At 69.8% G+C, this 19,717-nt stretch carries 14 protein-coding genes; 10 read left to right on the forward strand and 4 right to left on the reverse strand.

All coding sequences use genetic code 11. The features are described from left to right. Positions 1–67 precede the first annotated feature (67 nt). Positions 68–1,291 (reverse strand): trypsin-like serine peptidase, encoded by a 1,224-nt coding sequence (locus tag AC5WRT_RS21220; protein ID WP_496095064.1) that lies wholly within the window; start codon positions 1,289–1,291, stop codon positions 68–70. Positions 1,292–1,849: 558 nt separating this feature from the next. Between AC5WRT_RS21220 and AC5WRT_RS21225 the strand changes: the two genes are divergently transcribed. The 4 genes from AC5WRT_RS21225 (at position 1,850) to AC5WRT_RS21240 (ending at position 8,698) form a co-directional block, all read left to right on the forward strand. Then, positions 1,850–3,283: a diaminobutyrate--2-oxoglutarate transaminase family protein gene (locus AC5WRT_RS21225; protein WP_496100509.1), complete on the forward strand. Its 1,434-nt coding sequence runs from the start codon at positions 1,850–1,852 to the stop codon at positions 3,281–3,283. A 247-nt stretch (positions 3,284–3,530) separates the two neighbouring features. Continuing rightward, entirely contained in the window at positions 3,531–5,483 is a 1,953-nt protein-coding gene (locus AC5WRT_RS21230) for an IucA/IucC family protein (protein WP_496095063.1), read from the forward strand. 68 nt (positions 5,484–5,551) lie between these two features. Next, positions 5,552–6,358 carry a GNAT family N-acetyltransferase gene (locus AC5WRT_RS21235; protein ID WP_496095062.1) on the forward strand — a complete coding sequence of 269 codons (807 nt, stop codon included), beginning with the start codon at positions 5,552–5,554 and terminating at the stop codon, positions 6,356–6,358. Positions 6,359–6,715: 357 nt separating this feature from the next. Continuing rightward, positions 6,716–8,698 (forward strand): ATP-dependent DNA helicase, encoded by a 1,983-nt coding sequence (locus tag AC5WRT_RS21240; RefSeq protein ID WP_496095061.1) that lies wholly within the window; start codon positions 6,716–6,718, stop codon positions 8,696–8,698. A 155-nt stretch (positions 8,699–8,853) separates the two neighbouring features. Here AC5WRT_RS21240 and lexA read toward each other — a convergent pair whose 3' ends face one another. Further along, positions 8,854–9,633, reverse strand: coding sequence for a transcriptional repressor LexA (lexA, locus tag AC5WRT_RS21245; RefSeq protein WP_496095060.1), 780 nt, complete (start codon positions 9,631–9,633; stop codon positions 8,854–8,856). Positions 9,634–10,199: 566 nt separating this feature from the next. Here lexA and nrdR point away from each other — a divergent pair. Then, on the forward strand, positions 10,200–10,751 hold the full coding sequence (gene nrdR, locus AC5WRT_RS21250; protein ID WP_496095059.1) for a transcriptional regulator NrdR: 552 nt from the start codon (positions 10,200–10,202) through the stop codon (positions 10,749–10,751). Positions 10,752–10,915: 164 nt separating this feature from the next. Continuing rightward, positions 10,916–13,804: a vitamin B12-dependent ribonucleotide reductase gene (locus AC5WRT_RS21255; RefSeq protein ID WP_496095058.1), complete on the forward strand. Its 2,889-nt coding sequence runs from the start codon at positions 10,916–10,918 to the stop codon at positions 13,802–13,804. A gap of 181 nt (positions 13,805–13,985) precedes the next feature. Here the strand turns inward: AC5WRT_RS21255 and AC5WRT_RS21260 are convergent, their stop codons facing one another. Then, positions 13,986–14,519 carry a TerD family protein gene (locus AC5WRT_RS21260; RefSeq protein ID WP_496095057.1) on the reverse strand — a complete coding sequence of 178 codons (534 nt, stop codon included), beginning with the start codon at positions 14,517–14,519 and terminating at the stop codon, positions 13,986–13,988. Between the two features lie 152 nt (positions 14,520–14,671). Between AC5WRT_RS21260 and AC5WRT_RS21265 the strand changes: the two genes are divergently transcribed. From AC5WRT_RS21265 to AC5WRT_RS21275, 3 genes are all read left to right on the forward strand, one after another. Next, entirely contained in the window at positions 14,672–15,277 is a 606-nt protein-coding gene (locus tag AC5WRT_RS21265; protein WP_496100503.1) for a YdbC family protein, read from the forward strand. Positions 15,278–15,427: 150 nt separating this feature from the next. Beyond that, positions 15,428–16,087, forward strand: a complete 660-nt coding sequence (locus AC5WRT_RS21270) for a histidine phosphatase family protein (RefSeq protein ID WP_496095055.1) — start codon at positions 15,428–15,430, stop codon at positions 16,085–16,087. Between the two features lie 12 nt (positions 16,088–16,099). Beyond that, entirely contained in the window at positions 16,100–17,005 is a 906-nt protein-coding gene (locus tag AC5WRT_RS21275; RefSeq protein WP_496095054.1) for an ADP-ribosylglycohydrolase family protein, read from the forward strand. Between the two features lie 333 nt (positions 17,006–17,338). Here AC5WRT_RS21275 and AC5WRT_RS21280 read toward each other — a convergent pair whose 3' ends face one another. Next, complete coding sequence (locus AC5WRT_RS21280; RefSeq protein WP_496095053.1) at positions 17,339–18,886, reverse strand: MFS transporter; 1,548 nt, start codon at positions 18,884–18,886, stop codon at positions 17,339–17,341. A gap of 181 nt (positions 18,887–19,067) precedes the next feature. Here AC5WRT_RS21280 and AC5WRT_RS21285 point away from each other — a divergent pair, with 181 nt between their 5' ends. Then, a complete protein-coding gene (locus AC5WRT_RS21285) occupies positions 19,068–19,691 on the forward strand; it encodes a TetR/AcrR family transcriptional regulator (protein ID WP_496095052.1) in 624 nt (207 codons plus the stop codon). Positions 19,692–19,717 lie beyond the last annotated feature (26 nt).

Consider the following 19,717-nt stretch of genomic DNA (forward strand, 5'->3'; position numbering starts at 1 on the left):
CACTCGACGCGGCCGTCAGCCGCCCGCGCACAGTGGCCCTACGGCGCAACCGCGGAGTCCACCGCTCCTACTGCCCGGCGAACTCCTTGCTGACCGCCTCGTACACACCCTTGGCCACGTCGCCGAAGCGCGGCCCGGCGAGCCAGCCGGACGTCACCGGGCCGATCGAGGTGTTGGACACCAGCGCCGGCTTGCCGTCGGCGCCCGCCTCCACCCAGCCACCGCCGGAGGACCCCGCGGTCATCGTGCAGCCGATCCGGTACATCGTCGGCTCCGACTGGTTGACCGACAGTCGGCCCGGCTTGTCCTTGCACTGGTAGAGCAGCTGACCGTCGAACGGAGCCGCCTCCGGATAGCCGGACGCGGTGATGCTGTCGACCTTCGGCACCGCCGGCGCGTCGAAGTTCACCGGCAGCGCCCCGCCGACCGTCTCCTCCAGCGACTTCCCGCCGTTGCCCTGCTCCGGGGTCACATGGATCACCGCGAAGTCGTACGGCGCGCCGTTGCCGCCCGTCTCCCCGCCCTGGTCGATCCACTGCTGCGAGGTACGCGCCCCGTCGGCCCACCAGACGCCGTACGGCGCGATCTCGGACCGGCTGGCGTTCTGCAACTGGGCAACCGACTTGCCGGAGTTGTTGTACGACGGGACGAAGGCCATGTTGCGGTACCAGCCGCCGTTCTTGCCGGCGTGCACACAGTGCCCCGCCGTCCAGACGAGGTTGGACTTGCCCGGGTGCGCGGGGTCCTCCACGACCGTGCCCGAGCACACCATGTGGCCCTCGGGGGAGTCGAAGAACACCTTGCCCGAGGTGGCCGCGTCGGAGTGGTACGGCGGCACGACCGCCTGGGCCTTGACCGGCTGCGGGGTCGGGTCCGTCACGCCCTGGTCACCGGAGATGTCGTTGGCGTGGACACCTTTGTCGGGGTCGTTGGCGTGACGCATCCGGTCGGGGTCCCACAGACCCTTGATGATCGGGTTGATGAAATCGTTGGCCTCGCGCAGCCAGTCCTGCTTGTTCCAGTTCTTCCAGGCGCCGTTCTTCCACTTGTCGACGTCGATCCCGTGTTCCTTCAGCCTCTGCTTGAGGTCGTCCGGGATCTTGATCTTGCCGTCGCCGTCACTGGCAGCGGTCGCTGAGGCGCTCGGCTTGCCGTCGGCCGTGTCGTTGCCGTTGCAGGCGGTGGCGGTCAGCGCCAGCGCCGAGGCGAGGGCGACCGCCGCCAGTGCGGGGGAGGTCCGCCGGGGGCCACTCCCTCGCCGAACGGTGAACGACGGCCGTATGGATCGCATGCTCTGACTCCCCCTGAGTGAAGGTACCCGGCGCTTCGGCCGTGCCACCGGCCGTGAACCCATGGGGAGTTCATGCCTGTCTCACGACCGTCTAGGAACGGCACCACACACTATGCGCTCGCTGTGGGGGACTGCCGACGGAACGGCAACGGTTCGGCTACAAGCCGTCTGACCAGGCCCGTCATCCACGAATTGCCCGATTCGACGATCAGGCACCGGTGGGCCGTCACCGCGGGCGAGTCCTGTGACGAGACCGCCCTGCGGGATCGCCCTCCGGGCTGCCACGCTTGCCCGGCAGCCGTCCCGCCCCTCCGGCCGGACGGTCCACGTCTCACGGACCCGTGCGATGCGGCCGTCGGACGACACTCCGGCGACCGCGCGCCGCTCGGGCGACCGTCCCTTTCTCCTCTTCGCGGCAAGGATCTCGGGGGAACCCGTAACCCGTCGAACCCTCCGGGGTTGTAGCGGTGGGGGGCCGGCTGCCTGTACCCGGTCCCCGCCGATCAACTCGCCTGTGGACAGCGGGGAGGAAAGCGAGCCGTGGCCGTTACGGAGTCGATGGCCGGGGGCATGCCCGGGGAAGCGCGGGCGGTGCACGAGGGGATCCTCAGACGTCAGTCGGCGCGTGAATCCTCCGCCCGCACCTATGCCCGGGCCCTGCCGATCGTCCCTGTCCGGGCGCGCGGGCTCACCATCGAGGGCGCCGACGGCCGCCGCTATCTGGACTGTCTCTCCGGTGCCGGCACACTCGCCCTCGGACACAACCATCCGGTGGTGCTGCAAGCCATCCGCAAGGTCCTCGACTCCGGCGCTCCGCTCTCCGTCCTCGATCTGGCGACCCCCGTCAAGGACGCCTTCATCACCGAGCTGTTCCGTACCCTCCCTCCGGGCCTCGCGGACCGCGCCCGCGTCCAGTTCTGCGGGCCGGCCGGCACCGACGCCGTCGAGGCCGCCCTCAAATTGGTCCGCGCCGCCACCGGCCGCACCGGCATCGTCGCCTTCACCGGCGCCTACCACGGCATGACCGCCGGCGCCCTGGCCGCCTCCGGTGACGCCCGCGACGTCCAGGTCGCCCGCCTGCCCTATCGGCAGGACTACCGCTGCCCCTTCGGCGTCGGCGGACCGCGCGGCGCCGAACTGGCCGCCCGCTGGACGGAGTCCCTCCTCGACGACCCCAAGTCCGGCGTGGCCCTCCCCGCCGGGATGATCCTCGAACCCGTCCAGGGCGAGGGCGGGGTGATCCCGGCGCCGGACGGCTGGCTGCGCCGCATGCGGCAGCTCACCGCGGACCGGTCCATCCCGCTGATCGCCGACGAGGTCCAGACCGGAGTGGGCAGGACGGGTACCTTCTGGGCCGTCGACCACAGCGGCATCACCCCGGACGTCATGGTCCTGTCCAAGGCCATCGGCGGCAGCCTTCCGCTGGCCGTGATCGTCTACCGGGACGATCTCGACGTCTGGCAGCCCGGTGCCCACGCGGGAACCTTCCGAGGCAACCAACTCGCCATGGCCGCAGGCACCGCGACCCTCGCCCATGTCCGGGAGAACGGCCTCGCCGCACGAGCCGCAGACCTCGGCACCCGCATGCTGGACCAACTCGGGGAACTCTCCGACACGTTCGCGTGTGTCGGGGAAGTGCGGGGGCGTGGCCTGATGATCGGGGTGGAGCTGGTGAACCCGGAAGGCGCCGGGTCCGACACCCGCGACCACCCCGTGCCCGCCGGCCTGGAACCCGCCCGCACCCCGCACCCCGCCTCGCCCGAACTCGCCGTGGCCGTCCAGCGGGAGTGCCTCCATCGCGGCTTGATCGTCGAACTCGGTGGTCGGCACTCGGCCGTGGTCAGGCTACTGCCCCCGCTGACGATCAGCGACGAGCAGGCCGTGGCCGTTCTGGACCGCCTCGCGGACGCGGTGGCCGCGGTGGCCCGCGCCTACGAGGAGCACGGCCACCACCGCGGCCCACACCACGGCCCTGCCCAGCGCGCGGGCTGAGACCCACGCCCGCACCGACCGGCTCGGGACGCCCGGCCCAGCCATCGGACTCGTGGCCTTCCGCACCCGACGTCACCTCCCTCCAAGGACATCCGGGCCGAAGCCGGCCACCCATGACACATCCGCAGCCCTCTCGTGCACGCCCGCTCCATCCGCCCGCCCCGGTCCTCGGCCGCGGCCCGCGCAGGGAGGACGCCCGAGCGAGGCACGAGTCCAGCACCGCCCCAGCAAGTCACGAGGAGCCGTCATGAACGCCACCCCCACCCCCGACGGCAGCTCCGGTGCTCCCGACGAACAGGGAGACTCCGGCACCCCGGCCTCTTCCGTGCCACTCGTCGAGTCGGTTCCCCAGCAGAAGCGACGCACCGCCGATCTCACCCGAGTCACCGAGCCGGGCGCCGATCTGCTGGAGCATCCCGACCCTCGCACCGCCGCCCGGGCCGCCGCCGTGGAGAACCTGCTGCGGTGCTGGGTCCGCGAGGCCGCCCTCGCCGCCCCCACCGCCGGAACCCTCTGTCTGCCGCTTCCGGCCAGCGGCACGTCCCTGCTCGTGCCGGTCCGCTACTGGTCGCCGACCGGCACCCACCGCTTCGGCCCACCACGCCTGGCCAACACCCCCGACACCGCCCCCACCGTCGACGCCGTCACCCTGGCCGCGCTGCTCGCCCGGGAGACGACCGGCGACCCGAGCATCACGTCCGGCACACAGGCACCTGGCACCGCGGAGGGCCGCGGCGACGGTGATCTCGTGGCCAGGGTGGCCGACTCCGTTCGCCGCACCGCGACCTTTCTGCACGACCGGCGTGAGCACCCCACCGACGTCCCGGACCTCTTCCTCTCCGCCGAGCAGGCGCTCGTCCTCGGACACCCTCTGCACCCGACCCCCAAGAGCCGGGACGGTTTGACCGACACAGAAACCCGCCTCTACTCACCGGAGTTGCGCGGCTTCTTCCCCCTGCACTGGATGGCTGTCGCCCCTTCCCTCCTCGCGACCGACTCGGCCTGGACCGAACGCGGCCGTCCCGTGCCGGCCGACCACCTCACCCGGCGCCTCGCCGAGACCGGCCTCCTGCTGCCCGACGGCTACGCCGCCCTCCCCCTGCACCCGTGGCAGGCACGCGAGCTACGCCATCGCGAGCCTGCCGACGCCCTGCTCGGCTCCGGTCTCCTCCGCGACCTCGGACCCCTGGGCACCCCCTGGTGCCCCACCTCCTCCGTACGCACGGTCCACCGGTCCGGCGCCCCCGCGATGCTCAAGCTGTCGCTGGGGCTGTGCATCACCAACTCCCGCCGCGAGCACCTGCGCAAGGAACTCCATCGGGGAGTCGAGGTTCACCGGCTCCTGCGCGCCGGCCTGTTCGAGCAGTGGCAGGCCGCGCACCCCGGCTTCGACATCGTCCGTGACCCCGCCTGGCTCGCCGTGGACGACCCGGACGGTCGGCCCGTGCCCGGACTGGACGTGGTGATCAGACACAACCCCTTCACCCCGGCCGACAACGTCGGCTGCGTGGCCGGACTCGTCTCGCCCCGGCCCCTTCCCGGCTGTGCCGACTCCTCGGCGCGGCCGACGGCCTGGCCCATGCGTTCACGGCTGGCCCAGATCGTGGAAAGGCTCGCCGCCCGCACCGGCCGACCGGTCGGAGCCGTTGCCGCGGAGTGGTTCCTGCGCTACCTGGAGCAGGTCGTCCGCCCCGTCCTGTGGCTGGACAGCGAGGCCGGCATCGCCCTCGAAGCCCACCAGCAGAACACCCTGCTCCTGCTCGACGACCACGGCTGGCCCGTCGGCGGCCGCTACCGCGACAACCAGGGCTACTACTTCCGCGAGTCCCGGCGGGCCGAGCTGGATTCCCGGCTGCCCGGCATCGGCGAGCGCAGCGACACCTTCGTCTCCGACGAGGTCACCGACGAACGCTTCGCCTACTACCTCGCCGTCAACAACGTGATGGGGCTGATCGGCGCGCTGGGCTCCCAACGCCTCGCCGACGAGCGGCTCCTTCTCGCGGGTTTCCGCCGCTTCCTCACCGAGGTCGCCACGGGGCCCGGAGCACTGCGCACCTCCCTGCCCCGGCACCTGCTCGACTCACCCGCGCTGCGCTGCAAGGCCAACCTGCTGACCCGACTGCACGGCCTGGACGAACTCGTCGGCCCGGTGGACACCCAGTCCGTCTACGTCGCCATCGCCAACCCCCTTCATTCCTGAGCGAACGGAACCGTCTCCCCGCCCTGCCGAGGAACATGACCCACCTCGTCTCCTGAGAGGAGCGCACCATGCCTCCCACCGACGCGAACGCAGACGCCGGTCCCAGCCCAGCCCGTCCCGGCGTTCCCGCCCACGCGGGCGCGCCTGTTCACGAGGCAGCCGCCAGCCCCACCGCGGACCGAATGGGCCGCCTGCGTGACCCCTTCGCGGGGTTCACCGCCGAGGACGACGACGGGGACTGCGAGGAAACGCTGGACCTGCGCCTGCCCGCCGACTTCCTCGCGCTCTTCGCCGGAGGCACCGGTCACCTCCTGGACCAGCTCCACACGTGGGGTCCAGTGGTCACTCGTGTCGGCTGCTTCCACCTCGTTCCAGTGCGTATCGACCACGACCTGCCGCTCGTCCATCGCTGGATGAACGACCCCACCGTCGCGGAATTCTGGGAGCTGGCCGGGCCCCTGAACCGGACGGAGGACCAGCTGCGCGCCCAACTCGACGGCGACGGACGCAGCGTGCCGTGCCTCGGCGTACTGGACGGCACACCGATGAGCTACTGGGAGATCTACCGGGCGGACCTGGATCCGCTGGCCCGCCACTACCCGGCCCGACCGCACGACACCGGGATCCACCTCCTCGTCGGTGAGGCGGCGGACCGGGGACGAGGCGTGGGCTCGGCTCTGCTGCGGGCCGTGGCCGACCTGATCCTCGATCGGCGCCCCGCGTGCGCGCGGGTCGTGGCCGAACCCGATCTTCGCAACACCCCCTCCGTCGCAGCGTTCCTGAGCGCGGGTTTCCGGTTCGCGGACGAGGTCGACCTGCCCGGCAAGCGGGCCGCCCTCATGATCCGGGACCGGGTCCTGCGCGACCTCCTGTAGCGCATCGTGACCGTGTCGTCACGTGTAGTACGAACGGTGTGCCGGGCGAGTTCCCTCGACGCGAGAAATTTTTCGAGCGGTACGGGAGCACCCCGGGGGTCATGTTCCGCCCGCACAACCACCGCGACGTACTCCTCCGACCGTCCGAGCTCCGCCCCGGCGTGCCCTGTGCCGCAGCAGCCGGCCGTCCTCCGCCCGCCGCCCAGCTTCCACCGCGGTGCAGCCCTCTCGCCCGCACCTGCCGCAGACCTCCGCCCTCCGCCACCCCCTACCGTCCAGGAGCCCGGCCGTGAACCCGTCCTCCCTCCCCGTCTCGACCGCCCGTTTGTCAGTGCCGGGTCGTAGGGTGGTCGGGCTATGACGAAGCCCTCACTCCCCGAACTCCTGCACGCCGCTGTCTCCGCTGTCGGCGGCACGGAGCGCCCCGGCCAGGTGACCATGGCCGAAGCGGTCGCCGAGGCGATCGACGACGGATCCCACCTGCTGGTCCAGGCCGGTACCGGCACCGGCAAGTCGCTCGGCTATCTCGTGCCGGCGCTCGCGCACGGGGAACGGGTGGTCGTCGCCACGGCCACCCTCGCACTGCAGCGCCAACTGGTGGAGCGCGACCTGCCGCGCACGGTCGAAGCCCTGCACCCGCTGCTCCGCCGCCGCCCGGAGTTCGCGATGCTCAAGGGCCGGTCGAACTACCTCTGTCTGCACCGACTGCACGAGGGCATGCCGCAGGACGAGGACGACGGTCTCTTCGACCAGTTCGAGGCCGCAGCGCCCACCAGCAAGTTGGGCCAGGACCTCCTGCGGCTGCGGGACTGGTCGGACGAGACCGAGACCGGCGACCGGGACGACCTGACTCCGGGTGTGTCGGACCGGGCCTGGGCGCAGGTGTCGGTGTCGTCGCGGGAGTGCCTCGGCGCGTCGAAGTGCGCCTACGGCGCCGAGTGCTTCGCGGAGATGGCCCGGGAGCGTGCCAAGCTCGCCGACGTCGTGGTCACCAACCACGCGCTGCTCGCCATCGACGCCATCGAGGGAGCGCCGGTACTGCCCCAGCACGAGGTGCTGATCGTGGACGAGGCCCATGAACTCGTCTCCCGGGTCACCGGCGTCGCGACCGGCGAGCTCACGCCCGGCCAGGTGAACCGGGCGGTGCGCCGAGCCGCCAAGCTCGTCAACGAGAAGGCCGCCGACCAGCTCCAGACCGCCGCCGAGGGCTTCGAGCGGCTGATGGAGCTGGCCCTTCCGGGGCGCCTGGAGGAGATCCCGGAGGACCTCGGCTATGCCCTGATGGCCCTGCGGGACGCCGCGCGCACTGTCATCACCGCGCTCGGCTCGACCCGCGACAAGTCGGTGCAGGACGAGGACGCGGTTCGCAAGCAGGCGCTGGCCTCGGTGGAGACGGTGCACGACGTGGCGGAGCGGGTCCTCAACGGCTCGGAGTGGGACGTCGTCTGGTACGAACGGCACGACCGGTTCGGTGCCTCCCTCAGGATCGCCCCCATGTCGGTCTCGGGTCTGCTGAGGGAGAAGCTCTTCTCGGACCGCGCCGTCGTTCTCACCTCTGCGACGCTCAAACTGGGGGGTGACTTCAACGGTGTGGGGGCATCCCTGGGACTCGGCCCGGAGGGGATGGAGGACGAGGACCTGCCGAAGTGGAAGGGCATCGACGTCGGCTCGCCCTTCGACTACCGCAGGCAGGGCATCCTCTACGTCGCGCGGCATCTGTCGCGCCCCGCGCGGGACGGGGAGCGCTCCGACATGCTCGACGAACTGACCGAGCTGATCCAGGCGGCCGGCGGCCGAACCCTCGGGCTGTTCTCGTCCATGCGGGCCGCGCAGCTCGCCGCCGAGGAACTGCGCTCGAGGATTCCCGAGTTCCCGATCCTGCTCCAGGGCGAGGAGACCCTCGGCGAACTGATCAAGAACTTCGCAGCCGATCCGAAGACCTGTCTGTTCGGCACCCTGTCCTTGTGGCAGGGCGTCGACGTGCCGGGACCGAGCTGCCAGCTGGTCGTGATGGACAAGATCCCGTTCCCCCGTCCCGACGATCCGTTGATGAGTGCCCGGCAGAAGGCGGTGGAGGACGCGGGAGGCAACGGCTTCATGGCAGTGGCCGCCACTCATGCGGCCCTGCTCATGGCTCAGGGCGCCGGCCGGCTCGTCCGTGCCTCGGGAGACCGGGGCGTGGTGGCCGTACTGGATCAGCGTTTGGCGACGGCACGGTACGGCGGGTACCTGAAGGCGTCACTGCCGGGCTTCTGGTACACCACGGACCGTAACCAGGTGCGCAAGTCGCTTGCCGCGATCGACGCGGCAGCGACGGCGGCCGAGGTGGCCGGGAAGTGATCGCGGGGGTGGGCTGACCTTCGCGGGTCAGGCCACCCCCCGATGCGAGGAATGCCCGGACCGGCAACGCGTACAGCAGGGCCCCGGAACCGGCGCAGGGGTTCCGGGGCCCGGTCAGGGAGCGGGCGGCCGTACCGGGCCGCCCGCCGCGGGCGTCACACGCGCCGCAGCACTGCGACGACCTTGCCCAGGATGGTCGCGTCGTCGCCGGGGATCGGCTCGTAGGCCGCGTTGTGCGGCAGGAGCCAGACATGGCCGTCCTCGCGCTTGAAACGCTTGACGGTGGCTTCGCCGTCCAGCATCGCCGCCACGATGTCGCCGTTCTCGGCGACCGGCTGACGGCGCACGGTGACCCAGTCGCCGTCGCAGATCGCGGCCTCGATCATGGAGTCACCGACGACCTTCAGGACGAAGAGCTCACCGTCGCCGACGAGCTGGCGGGGGAGGGGGAAGACGTCCTCGACGGATTCCTCCGCGAGGATCGGGCCACCGGCGGCGATGCGGCCGACCAGCGGGACGTACGACGCGGCGGGCTTGCCGGCGGTGTCCGTGGGCTGCATGGTCACGGCCTGGTCCGAGCCCCGTACCTCGTACGCGCGCGGGCGGTGAGGGTCTCGGCGCAGGAAGCCCTTGCGCTCCAGTGCCATCAGCTGATGCGCGACCGAGGACGTGCTCGAGAGGCCGACGGCCTGGCCGATCTCGCGCATCGACGGCGGATAGCCGCGTCGCTGCACGGAGTCACGGATGACCTCGATCACGCGGCGCTGCCGGTCGGTGAGTCCGGAGCTGTCGGCCCGGATGCCTGGAGGTCGGCCCGGCAGGGAGCGCTTGTGTCCCTCGGGATTCGTGGCTTCGTTCATCACGTGTACCGGCTCGACTCGGCCCTGGGAGCGGTCCTGGGCGGTGATGGTGGCACTGTCTGCGGTGGTGGTCACGTCGGCCCCTCTCGATGGTCTCCCTGCTGGACAACGGTAGTTGCTTTCGAAAGGTTGCACCAAACACACGTTCGAGTGAAAAAGTGCGGTTCACCGGACGCGATCACGTACCTGGGTGTATTGCTGACGCGCCACCTGGCGGGCAAAAGCGCCCATTGTTGTACTCTTCACCGCCGGGGTTGCCGACCTCGTGGGTGGCGATCCCAGTCTGTCATCCGGAACCCGGCCGTCCTGGCTCCGGGTCCCTTCTGTGCCGGAGTCCCACGCGTCCTCCGTGTGGCGCTCACGGTATCTCCGCAAGCCGCACAGCGATACGGCTCTGCGCCCGCGTGTCCCTGAGCGGGTGTTTCGCGGCCGGTGTCGCACGGTGGTTCCGTGCGACACGCGAGTCCGTCTCGGTGTATGAGTCAATCCCCACATCTAGTGGTTGGATGGCTACAGCAACCCAGAAGTTGTGGTCCCCCGGGTCTGAAACGCCTCCCCGATCGCCTATGCTTAGGGCTGCTTCGCGGGGCTCATGTGGCTCAGTGAGGTTTTTGAGTCTGCTGTGAGGAGGGTTGGAGATCATGCACTGCCCCTTCTGCAGGCACCCCGACAGCCGCGTGGTCGACAGTCGTACGACCGACGACGGCACCTCGATCCGCAGGCGCCGCCAGTGCCCTGACTGCTCCCGTCGTTTCACGACCGTGGAGACGTGCTCGCTCATGGTGATCAAGCGGTCGGGGGTCACCGAGCCTTTCAGTCGGACCAAGGTCATCAACGGCGTGCGCAAGGCATGCCAGGGACGGCCTGTCACCGAGGACGCACTCGCCCAGCTCGGCCAGCGGGTCGAGGAGGCGGTGCGGGCCACCGGGAGCGCCGAGCTGACCACCCACGACGTGGGGCTGGCCATACTCGGCCCGTTGCAGGAACTCGACCTCGTCGCCTATCTGCGATTCGCCTCCGTCTACCGGGCGTTCGACTCGCTCGAGGACTTCGAGGCGGCCATCGCGGAGCTGAGGGAGACGACGGGGGGCCACGCCGCTGACGAGGAAGCCGCGGGGGCGGGGAGCCAGGAAGACGATCGCGGGCCGGGAGGGACCGGAGAGGTCCCCGTGCCCGCTCACGCCGCCGACTGACGGCGGGCCGCGATCCGGGAGGAGAGCCGGGTTGTGGCCGGGAGGCGGCCGACGAAGACCTGTCGCGGGTGGCAGCTGAGGGTGCCCGCGACACACGACAGAACACCGTGCCACGGGAACAAACGGGGCACTTCAGGGCGTTTTCGCCCGTACAGGGAGGCGGCATGACAGAGACGGCGAGCGGTCCGGCACGAGGTCCCCGAGCCAAGGGCGCCAAGGCCACCAAGGGGCTGCGTGTCGAGCGCATCCACACCACCCCCGGCGTACACCCGTACGACGAGGTGTCGTGGGAGCGCCGTGACGTCGTCATGACCAACTGGCGCGACGGCTCGGTCAATTTCGAGCAGCGTGGCGTCGAGTTCCCCGACTTCTGGTCGGTGAACGCGGTCAACATCGTCACCAGCAAGTACTTCCGGGGTGCCGTCGGCACCCCGCAGCGCGAGACCAGCCTCAAGCAGCTGATCGACCGCATCGTGAAGACGTACCGGAAGGCCGGTGAGGACTACAAGTACTTCGCCTCGCCCGCCGACGCCGAGATCTTCGAGCACGAGCTGGCGTACGCCCTCCTGCACCAGATCTTCAGCTTCAACAGCCCCGTCTGGTTCAACGTGGGCACCCCGCAGCCCCAGCAGGTCTCCGCCTGCTTCATCCTGTCCGTCGACGACTCCATGGAGTCGATCCTCGACTGGTACAAGGAAGAGGGGATGATCTTCAAGGGGGGTTCCGGTGCCGGCCTGAACCTCTCCCGCATCCGCTCCTCCAAGGAGCTGCTGTCCTCCGGCGGCAATGCCTCCGGTCCGGTCTCCTTCATGCGCGGCGCCGACGCCTCGGCCGGCACCATCAAGTCCGGCGGTGCCACCCGCCGCGCCGCCAAGATGGTCGTACTCGACGTCGACCACCCCGACATCGAGGACTTCATCGAGACCAAGGTCAAGGAAGAGGAGAAGATCCGTGTCCTGCGCGACGCGGGCTTCGACATGGACCTGGGCGGCGAGGACATCACCTCCGTCCAGTACCAGAACGCCAACAACTCGGTCCGCGTGAACGACGAGTTCATGAAGGCGGTCGAGGAGGGCGGCAGGTTCGGGCTGCGCGCCCGTATGACCGGCGAGGTCATCGAGGAGGTCGACGCCAAGGCGCTCTTCCGTAAGATCGCCGAGGCCGCCTGGGCCTGCGCCGACCCCGGCATCCAGTACGACGACACCATCAACAACTGGCACACCTGCCCCGAGTCCGGCCGGATCACCGCGTCGAACCCGTGCAGCGAGTACATGCACCTGGACAACACGTCCTGCAACCTGGCCTCGCTGAACCTGATGAAGTTCCTGAAGGACGACGGCAAGGGCAGCCAGTCCTTCGAGGCCGAGCGCTTCCAGAAGGTCGTCGAGCTGGTCATCACCGCGATGGACATCTCGATCTGCTTCGCGGACTTCCCGACCCAGAAGATCGGTGAGAACACGCGCGCGTTCCGTCAGCTCGGCATCGGCTACGCCAACCTCGGCGCCCTGCTGATGGCCACCGGCCACGCCTATGACTCCGACGGCGGCCGCGCCCTCGCCGGCGCCATCACCTCGCTGATGACGGGCACCGCCTACCGCCGCTCCGCCGAACTGGCCGCGGTGGTCGGCCCCTACGACGGCTACGCCCGCAACGCCGACGCCCACAAGCGCGTCATGGCTCAGCACGCCGACGCCAACGGCAAGGCCGTCCGCATGGACGATCTGGACACCCCGGTGTGGGCCGCCGCCACGGAGGCCTGGCAGGACGTGCTGCGTCTCGGTGAGAAGAACGGTTTCCGTAACTCCCAGGCGTCCGTCCTCGCCCCGACCGGCACCATCGGCCTCGCGATGTCCTGCGACACCACCGGCGTCGAGCCCGACCTGGCGCTCGTGAAGTTCAAGAAGCTGGTCGGCGGCGGCTCGATGCAGATCGTCAACGGCACCGTCCCGCAGGCCCTGCGCCGCCTGGGCTACCAGGAGGAACAGATCGAGGCGATCGTCGCCCACATCGCCGAGCACGGCAATGTGATCGACGCTCCCGGCCTGAAGCACGAGCACTACGAGGTGTTCGACTGCGCCATGGGCGAGCGCGCCATCTCCCCGATGGGCCACGTCCGCATGATGGCCGCGATCCAGCCGTGGATCTCGGGCGCCATCTCCAAGACGGTCAACATGCCGGAGACGGCGACCGTCGAGGAGGTCGAGGAGATCTACTTCGAGGCCTGGAAGCTCGGCGTCAAGGCGCTCGCGATCTACCGCGACAACTGCAAGGTGGGCCAGCCGCTGTCCGCCAAGAAGAAGGAGTCCGCGGAGGAGAAGGCCGAGGAGCCCACCGCCGTCGAGCCCAAGGTCGAGAAGGTCGTCGAGTACCGCCCCGTGCGCAAGCGCCTCCCGAAGGGACGTCCCGGCATCACCACGTCCTTCACCGTCGGCGGGGCCGAGGGTTACATGACCGCCAACTCCTACCCGGACGACGGTCTCGGCGAGGTCTTCCTGAAGATGTCCAAGCAGGGCTCGACCCTCGCGGGCATGATGGACGCCTTCTCCATCGCGGTCTCCGTCGGCCTCCAGTACGGCGTGCCGCTGGAGACGTACGTCTCGAAGTTCACCAACATGCGCTTCGAGCCGGCCGGCATGACGGACGACCCGGACGTGCGGATGGCGCAGTCGATCGTCGACTACATCTTCCGCCGCCTGGCGCTGGACTTCCTGCCCTTCGAGACCCGCTCCGCGCTCGGCATCCACTCCGCCGAGGAGCGTCAGCGACACCTGGAGACCGGGTCCTACGAGCCGTCCGAGGACGAGGTCGACGTCGAGGGCCTCGCCCAGTCGGCGCCGCGCGCCCAGGAGCTGAAGGCGGTCGCCGCGCCGAAGGCGGAGACCGAGGCGGCCAAGCCCGCCCCGAAGCAGGCCCACACGAGTGCCGAGCTGGTGGAGATGCAGCTGGGCATCCAGGCCGACGCCCCGCTGTGCTTCTCCTGCGGTACGAAGATGCAGCGGGCCGGTTCCTGCTACATCTGCGAGGGCTGCGGCTCGACCAGCGGCTGCAGCTGACGGTTGTGGACTGAGGCGACAGTAAGGGGCGCCGGCCGTGGTCGGCACCCCTTACCGCCAGGGGGTTCCGTTCGGATCAGCCCCGGGTCCGCGACGCCCGGCACGGCACCTCGCCGCGCTGCCGGACCACCCGAGCGCACCGGACGCCGCGGCCTGTCCGACCTGATCCGAACGAAACCCTCTAGGCCTGGGCCCTGCCCATGACCCGGGTGAAGGTCGCCGGGTCCTCCTCGAACCCGTGCACGCCCGGGCGGAAGACCCACTCCCCGGACGCGTCCCGCACGAACTCGGCGATCGTGGCGGCCGTCGCCCCGGGGACCGAGCCGAAGTCGTCCTGGGCGAGCACGGTGTAGCGGCCCTCCCGGATGCGCATGCCCGGGTTGAGTACCTGGGCGAACGCCTTGGGGCCGTAGCGCTGCTGGATGACGACACCGACCACCACGCGCGCGTACCGGCCGTCCAGCCGGTCCAGTTGCAACGTCATGACCTCGTCCCAGCCGAAGCCCTTGCCGTCGGGACTGTCCCGGTTGAGGAAGATCGTGCCGTCCGGTGAGCGGCTGTCGAAGTGCACCACATACGCCGGGTTCCCGTAGGCGTCGCCGGACACGAAGGTCGCGGCGACGAGGTCCAGATCGGTGGGCGGCTGACCCGACGGACTGGGGTCCCACTTGAGTCCGACCTCGACCTCGCGCATTCCCTTGCTGAAGCCGGTCAACAGGCTTCCCCTTCCCCCAGTGGCTGCCTCGTCCCCAACTCCCGTGGAGGAGGGGCGTCTTGTCCATCGTGCCACGCGCGCGGGGGCGCATGCGCGGGCGATCTGCGTCGGAGCGTGACCGACGCCACGTCCCGTGGCCTTACGATGGCGCGGTGCTGGTCAAGTGGATTCGCTGCACCGTGGTGGACCGCCGCGGGTTCGAGCGGGGGCAGCGGAAATGGGCGGGGCTTCTGGGGGAGCCGGGATTCCGGGGGCAGGGCGGCGGCTGGAGCCGGCAGCGACCGGGCGTGGCGCACGTCTTCGCGTTCTGGGAGAGCCGCGCCTTCTACGACTCCTTCATGGCCCGCTCGCACGACCGGCTGGCGTCCGCCCAGTCCGGCACGTTCAAGGACGCCCAGGTCAAGCTCTTCGAGTACCGCTTCGATGTGAAGACGGGCTTCGAGCCGAGGTTCACCGACGCCGATCTCATCCGCGTGGCCCTGTGCCGGATCCATGAGGAGCGCGTCGAGCACTTCACCCTCATGCAGGAGAAGGTCTGGAATCCCGCGATGGCCGGTTCGCCCGGCATGATCCGCGGCATGTTCGCCGAGGCACCCGGGCAGGAGTTCATGATCCTTTCTATGTGGCGGTCGGCGGCCGAGCACGGAAAGTACCGCACCGAGCGCGTGGAACGCCTCGCGCTGCGCGCCCAGACCGAGGCCGACGTCGTGGCCCTCTCCGGTGACATCGTGGAGATGGAGCCGTCCTGGACGGTCTGAGACCCATGGGGGATGAGTCTGCATTTCAAACTCACGTCTGGACTCACGTTGTGCGTCCTGAGCGGCCCCGGAGGCGGGTTTCGTGTGACATATGCCGTACGAGACCCGCACGAGTGCACTGTTTTCCGTCGCTCCATCTAGGGTCTTGGCATGGCACGACCACGGCGCATCGTCCTTGTCCGGCACGGCGAGTCAACGGGCAACGTCGACGACTCCGTGTACGAGCGCGAGCCCGACCACGCACTCGCGCTGACCGAGCGCGGTCGGCGGCAGGCCGCGGAGACCGGCAAGGAGCTTCGGGAGCTCTTCGGCCGGGAGCGTGTGAGCGTCTACGTCTCCCCGTACCGCCGTACACACGAGACGCTCCACGCCTTCCACCTCGACTCCGACCTCGTACGCGTCCGGGAGGAGCCGAGGCTGCGCGAACAGGACTGGGGCAACTGGCAGGACCGCGACGACGTACGCCTGCAAAAGGCCTACCGCGACGCGTACGGCCACTTCTTCTTCCGGTTCCCGCAGGGCGAGTCCGGCGCCGACGTGTACGACCGGGTCGGCGGCTTCCTGGAGAGCCTGTACCGCAGCTTCGAAGCCCCGGACCATCCGCCGAACGTCCTCCTGGTGACGCACGGGCTCGCGATGCGACTGTTCTGCATGCGCTGGTTCCACTGGACGGTCGCCGAATTCGAGTCGCTGTCGAATCCCGGGAACGCCGAGATGCGGATGCTCGTTCTCGGAGAGGACGGCAAGTACACGCTCGACCGGCCTTTCGAGCAGTGGCGCAAACCGGTGCCGTACTGGGTGAACGGATAGGGTGGCAGAGCGATGACCGCTGACTCCTCTACCTCCGGGCGCCTGGAGCGTGCCATGGCCAGCCTGCGCGGACTCGCCGTCGGGGACGCTCTGGGCTCCCAGTTCTTCGTTCCGGCGAACTACCCGCTGCTGAAGCGACGCGAGCTGCCCGCGGGTCCCTGGCAGTGGACGGACGACACCGAGATGGCCTGCTCCGTGGTCGCCGTCCTCGTCGCCCACGGACGCATCGATCAGGACGCGCTGGCCCGCTCCTTCGCCGAGCATCACGACTTCGACCGGGGCTACGGCCCTGCCGTCAACCGCCTGCTGCGCCTCGTCCGAGAGGGCCAGGACTGGCGAGAACTGGCCGCCGGGCTGTTCAACGGACAGGGGTCCTGGGGGAACGGAGCGGCCATGCGGATCGCGCCGCTGGGGGCCTGGTACGCGGACGATCCGGAGCAGGCGACCCATCAGGCGGAGATCTCGGCCTACACGACCCACCAGCACCGTGAGGCCGTCGTCGGCGCCATGGCCGTGGCCGCCGCGGCGGCACTGGCCGGCTCGCCGGAAGGCCCGCCCAGCCCCGAGGCGCTCCTCGACGGCGTCGTCGCCCTGGTTCCGAAGAGCGCTGTCGGCCAGGGGCTCCGGCGCGCCCGGGACATGCTCGACTACGGCGACGCCGGCACCGTCGCCGCCGTGCTGGGCTGCGGACGGCGTACTACGGCCCACGACACCGTGCCCTTCGCCCTCTGGTCCGCCGCGCGGAGCCTCGGTGACTACGAGACGGCCTTCTGGACGACGGTCGGCGTGGGCGGCGACATGGACACGACCGGCGCGATCATGGGCGGTGTGCTCGCCTCCGGCAAGGCGGGGGCCCCGCCCGCGGAATGGGTGGAGCGCGCCGAGGCACTGCCCGATTGGGTCCCTTCGGGACTGTGACGGTTTTGGCGAGGACGGTCTGCGGGGTCCCACGGTCTCCCTCCGCACTGCAGAACTCTCCGTATCCACTGGGAACTCTCCGTGACTGTCGCTCGTTCTTCCCCTGTCCGTCGCGCGTCGTGCCTCTCCGGTCGCAGGTCGACGGTTGGGCTGGGAGCGACGGTCGGAGGGGGTGTGGAGGTGGGGTACTCGGTGCCGGTCCTGCTGCTGGTTCCTGTTCTGCCGCTCGTGCGGGTGTTGCCGGCCCTGATGTGTTCGGCCGGACCGTCCCCGGTGCTGTCCGTCCCCGGGTGGCGGTCCGGCCGGCCGTGGCTCCGTGCCGCTCGCGCCGGTTCAGCCGACGCCCGGGCCCGCCACGCCGGCGAGTGCGTCGAGGTCGCTCTTGCGCACCCTGATCACCAGCCAGGCGGTGAGGAACGCGACTCCGGCCATGGCGGCAGCCGGCACGAAGGCCGTGGAGATGCCGTGGGCGAGCACCTCGTGCCCCCAGGGAGCGGGCAACTGGTGCGTCTTGGCGAAGCGCGCCTGCTGCTCCGGCGAACTGCCGGCGAGGAACTTCGGCAGTTGTTTCTTCGCCTCGTCCTTGGCGGCCGAGCCGAAGACGGTCGTCAGGATGGACAGTCCGAGCGAACCGCCGACCTGCTGCATGGCGTTGAGGAGCCCGGAGGCCGCACCCGCCTCGTGCTGGGCGACTCCGGACACCGCCGTGACCGTGACCGTCACGAAGTTCAGGCCCATGCCGAAGCCGAACACCAGCATCGGCCCGAGCACTCCGCCCAGGTAAGAGCTGTCAGGCCGGATGAAGGTCTGCCACACCAGCCCGATCACCACGAGCGCCGTGCCGGTCATCATGAAAGGCCTCGGGCCGAGCGCCGGAAGGAACCGCTGGGACAGCCCCGCGCCGACCGCGATCGCGACCGTCACGGGGAGGAAGGCCAGGCCGGCCCTGATAGCGCTGTAGCCGAGGACGTCCTGCACGAACAGCACGATGTAGAAGAACATGCCGAACATCGCGGCGGCGAGACTCAGCATGATCACGTACGTGCCCCAGCGGTTGCGGTCCGCGAACATCCGGAGCGGGGTGATCGGCTCCTTCGCCCGTATCTCGGTGAGGACGAAGGCGAGCAGCAGCACCACGGCCGCTCCGAACGAGCCGAGGGTGAGGCTGTCCCGCCAGCCGTTCTCCGAAGCGCGGATGAACCCGTAGACCAGCGAGGCCATGCCCGCCGTCGACGTCAGCGCGCCGGTGATGTCGAAGCGCCCCGGATGCCGCTGGGACTCGCTGATGTACAGCGGAGCGAGAAGGGCGATCAGCACACCGATCGGCACGTTGACGAACAGCACCCACCGCCAGTCGAGCCAGTCCGTGAGCATGCCGCCCGCCAGCAGACCGATGGCGCCGCCGCCCGCGGACACGGCGGCGAAGACGCCGAAGGCCCGGTTGCGCTCCGGGCCTTCGGGAAAGGTCGTGGTGATCAGTGCCAGCGATGTGGGCGAGGCGATCGCCCCACCCACGCCCTGCAAGGCCCGTGCGGCCAGCAGTTGCCAGGGTTCCTGGGCAAGACCGCCCAGCAGGGAGGCGAAGGTGAACAACAGGATGCCGGTCATGAACACCCGGCGGCGGCCGAGGATGTCACCGGCCCGCGCACCGAGCAGCAGCAGGCCGCCGAATGTGAGCGTGTAGGCGCTGACCACCCAAGTCAGGTCAGTGGTGCTGAACCTGAGCGCGTCTTGAATGTGCGGGAGCGCGATGTTCACAATCGTCGCGTCGAGTACCACCATGAGTTGGCAGGCTGCGATGACGGTGAGTGCGATGCCGGGATGCCCCTCCCGGCGGGCCACGCCCGGTTCTGGATCGTGCAGCAGCTGAGAGGTCGTCACTATGGTCCCCCATAAAGGCGTTAGTGAACGATTGCGTTCACTTTCGCGTCCACGGTAGTGAGTCCCCGACAGTGAACGCAAGCGTTCACTTAATCCTGTGTCCCGCCTCGCGTCCCCCTGTTTGCTGCGGCGCGGTGCACCCCGCCCCGGAATCCCCGCTTCCCCCGTTGGAGAGACACAGATGGTTACTTCGCGCTGGACGGCCGCCCCCTCTCGGGCCGCTTCCCCTCGGCGGCGCGGCGTGGTGCTGGAGCGCGCGATCCTCGAGGCCGCGCTGGAGCAACTCGGCGAGGTCGGCTGGAAGGGGCTGACCATGGAAGGAGTCGCCGCCGGTGCCCAGACCGGCAAGGCCGCGGTGTACCGCCGCTGGCCCTGCAAGGAGGACCTCGTCGCGGACGCGCTCGTGGCCGGGCTGCCCAGGGTGGAGAGGGCCCCGGATCTCGGCAGCGTGCGCGAGGATCTTCTCGCGCTGTGCCGGCAGGTGCGGCAGATCATGTTCTCCCGTCCGGGTGTGGCGCTGCGTTCGGTGATTCACGAGTGCGATCAGACCCAGGTGGAGCGCTTTCAGGAAGTGATCGTCGGAGGTGTGGTGGAGCCCACCGTCCAGCTCCTGGGTGAGGTCATCACTCGGGGAATTGAGCGGGGAGAGGTGCGCGCCGACGCGGCCAACGGCTATGTCTTCGACGCCATCCCGGCGATGATGATGTACCGCTCGAAGATGTGCGCCAGTGAATGGAGTGATCAGGATCTCGAAGAGATGATCGACCGGCTCATGCTCCCCCTGCTGCGGCCCTATGGGACCTGAGACCCACCGCGGTGATCTGTCCGAGA

Source organism: Streptomyces sp. NTD91, from assembly GCF_059510455.1.

Excerpts from the sequence above, each read along its gene's own strand:
- AC5WRT_RS21220 (WP_496095064.1), bottom strand. The coding sequence starts at position 1,291 with ATGCGATCCATACGGCCGTCGTTCACCGTTCGGCGAGGGAGTGGCCCC.
- AC5WRT_RS21225 (WP_496100509.1), top strand. The coding sequence starts at position 1,850 with ATGGCCGGGGGCATGCCCGGGGAAGCGCGGGCGGTGCACGAGGGGATC.
- AC5WRT_RS21230 (WP_496095063.1), top strand. The coding sequence starts at position 3,531 with ATGAACGCCACCCCCACCCCCGACGGCAGCTCCGGTGCTCCCGACGAA.
- AC5WRT_RS21235 (WP_496095062.1), top strand. The coding sequence starts at position 5,552 with ATGCCTCCCACCGACGCGAACGCAGACGCCGGTCCCAGCCCAGCCCGT.
- AC5WRT_RS21240 (WP_496095061.1), top strand. The coding sequence starts at position 6,716 with ATGACGAAGCCCTCACTCCCCGAACTCCTGCACGCCGCTGTCTCCGCT.
- nrdR (WP_496095059.1), top strand. The coding sequence starts at position 10,200 with ATGCACTGCCCCTTCTGCAGGCACCCCGACAGCCGCGTGGTCGACAGT.
- AC5WRT_RS21255 (WP_496095058.1), top strand. The coding sequence starts at position 10,916 with ATGACAGAGACGGCGAGCGGTCCGGCACGAGGTCCCCGAGCCAAGGGC.
- AC5WRT_RS21270 (WP_496095055.1), top strand. The coding sequence starts at position 15,428 with ATGGCACGACCACGGCGCATCGTCCTTGTCCGGCACGGCGAGTCAACG.
- AC5WRT_RS21275 (WP_496095054.1), top strand. The coding sequence starts at position 16,100 with ATGACCGCTGACTCCTCTACCTCCGGGCGCCTGGAGCGTGCCATGGCC.
- AC5WRT_RS21285 (WP_496095052.1), top strand. The coding sequence starts at position 19,068 with ATGGTTACTTCGCGCTGGACGGCCGCCCCCTCTCGGGCCGCTTCCCCT.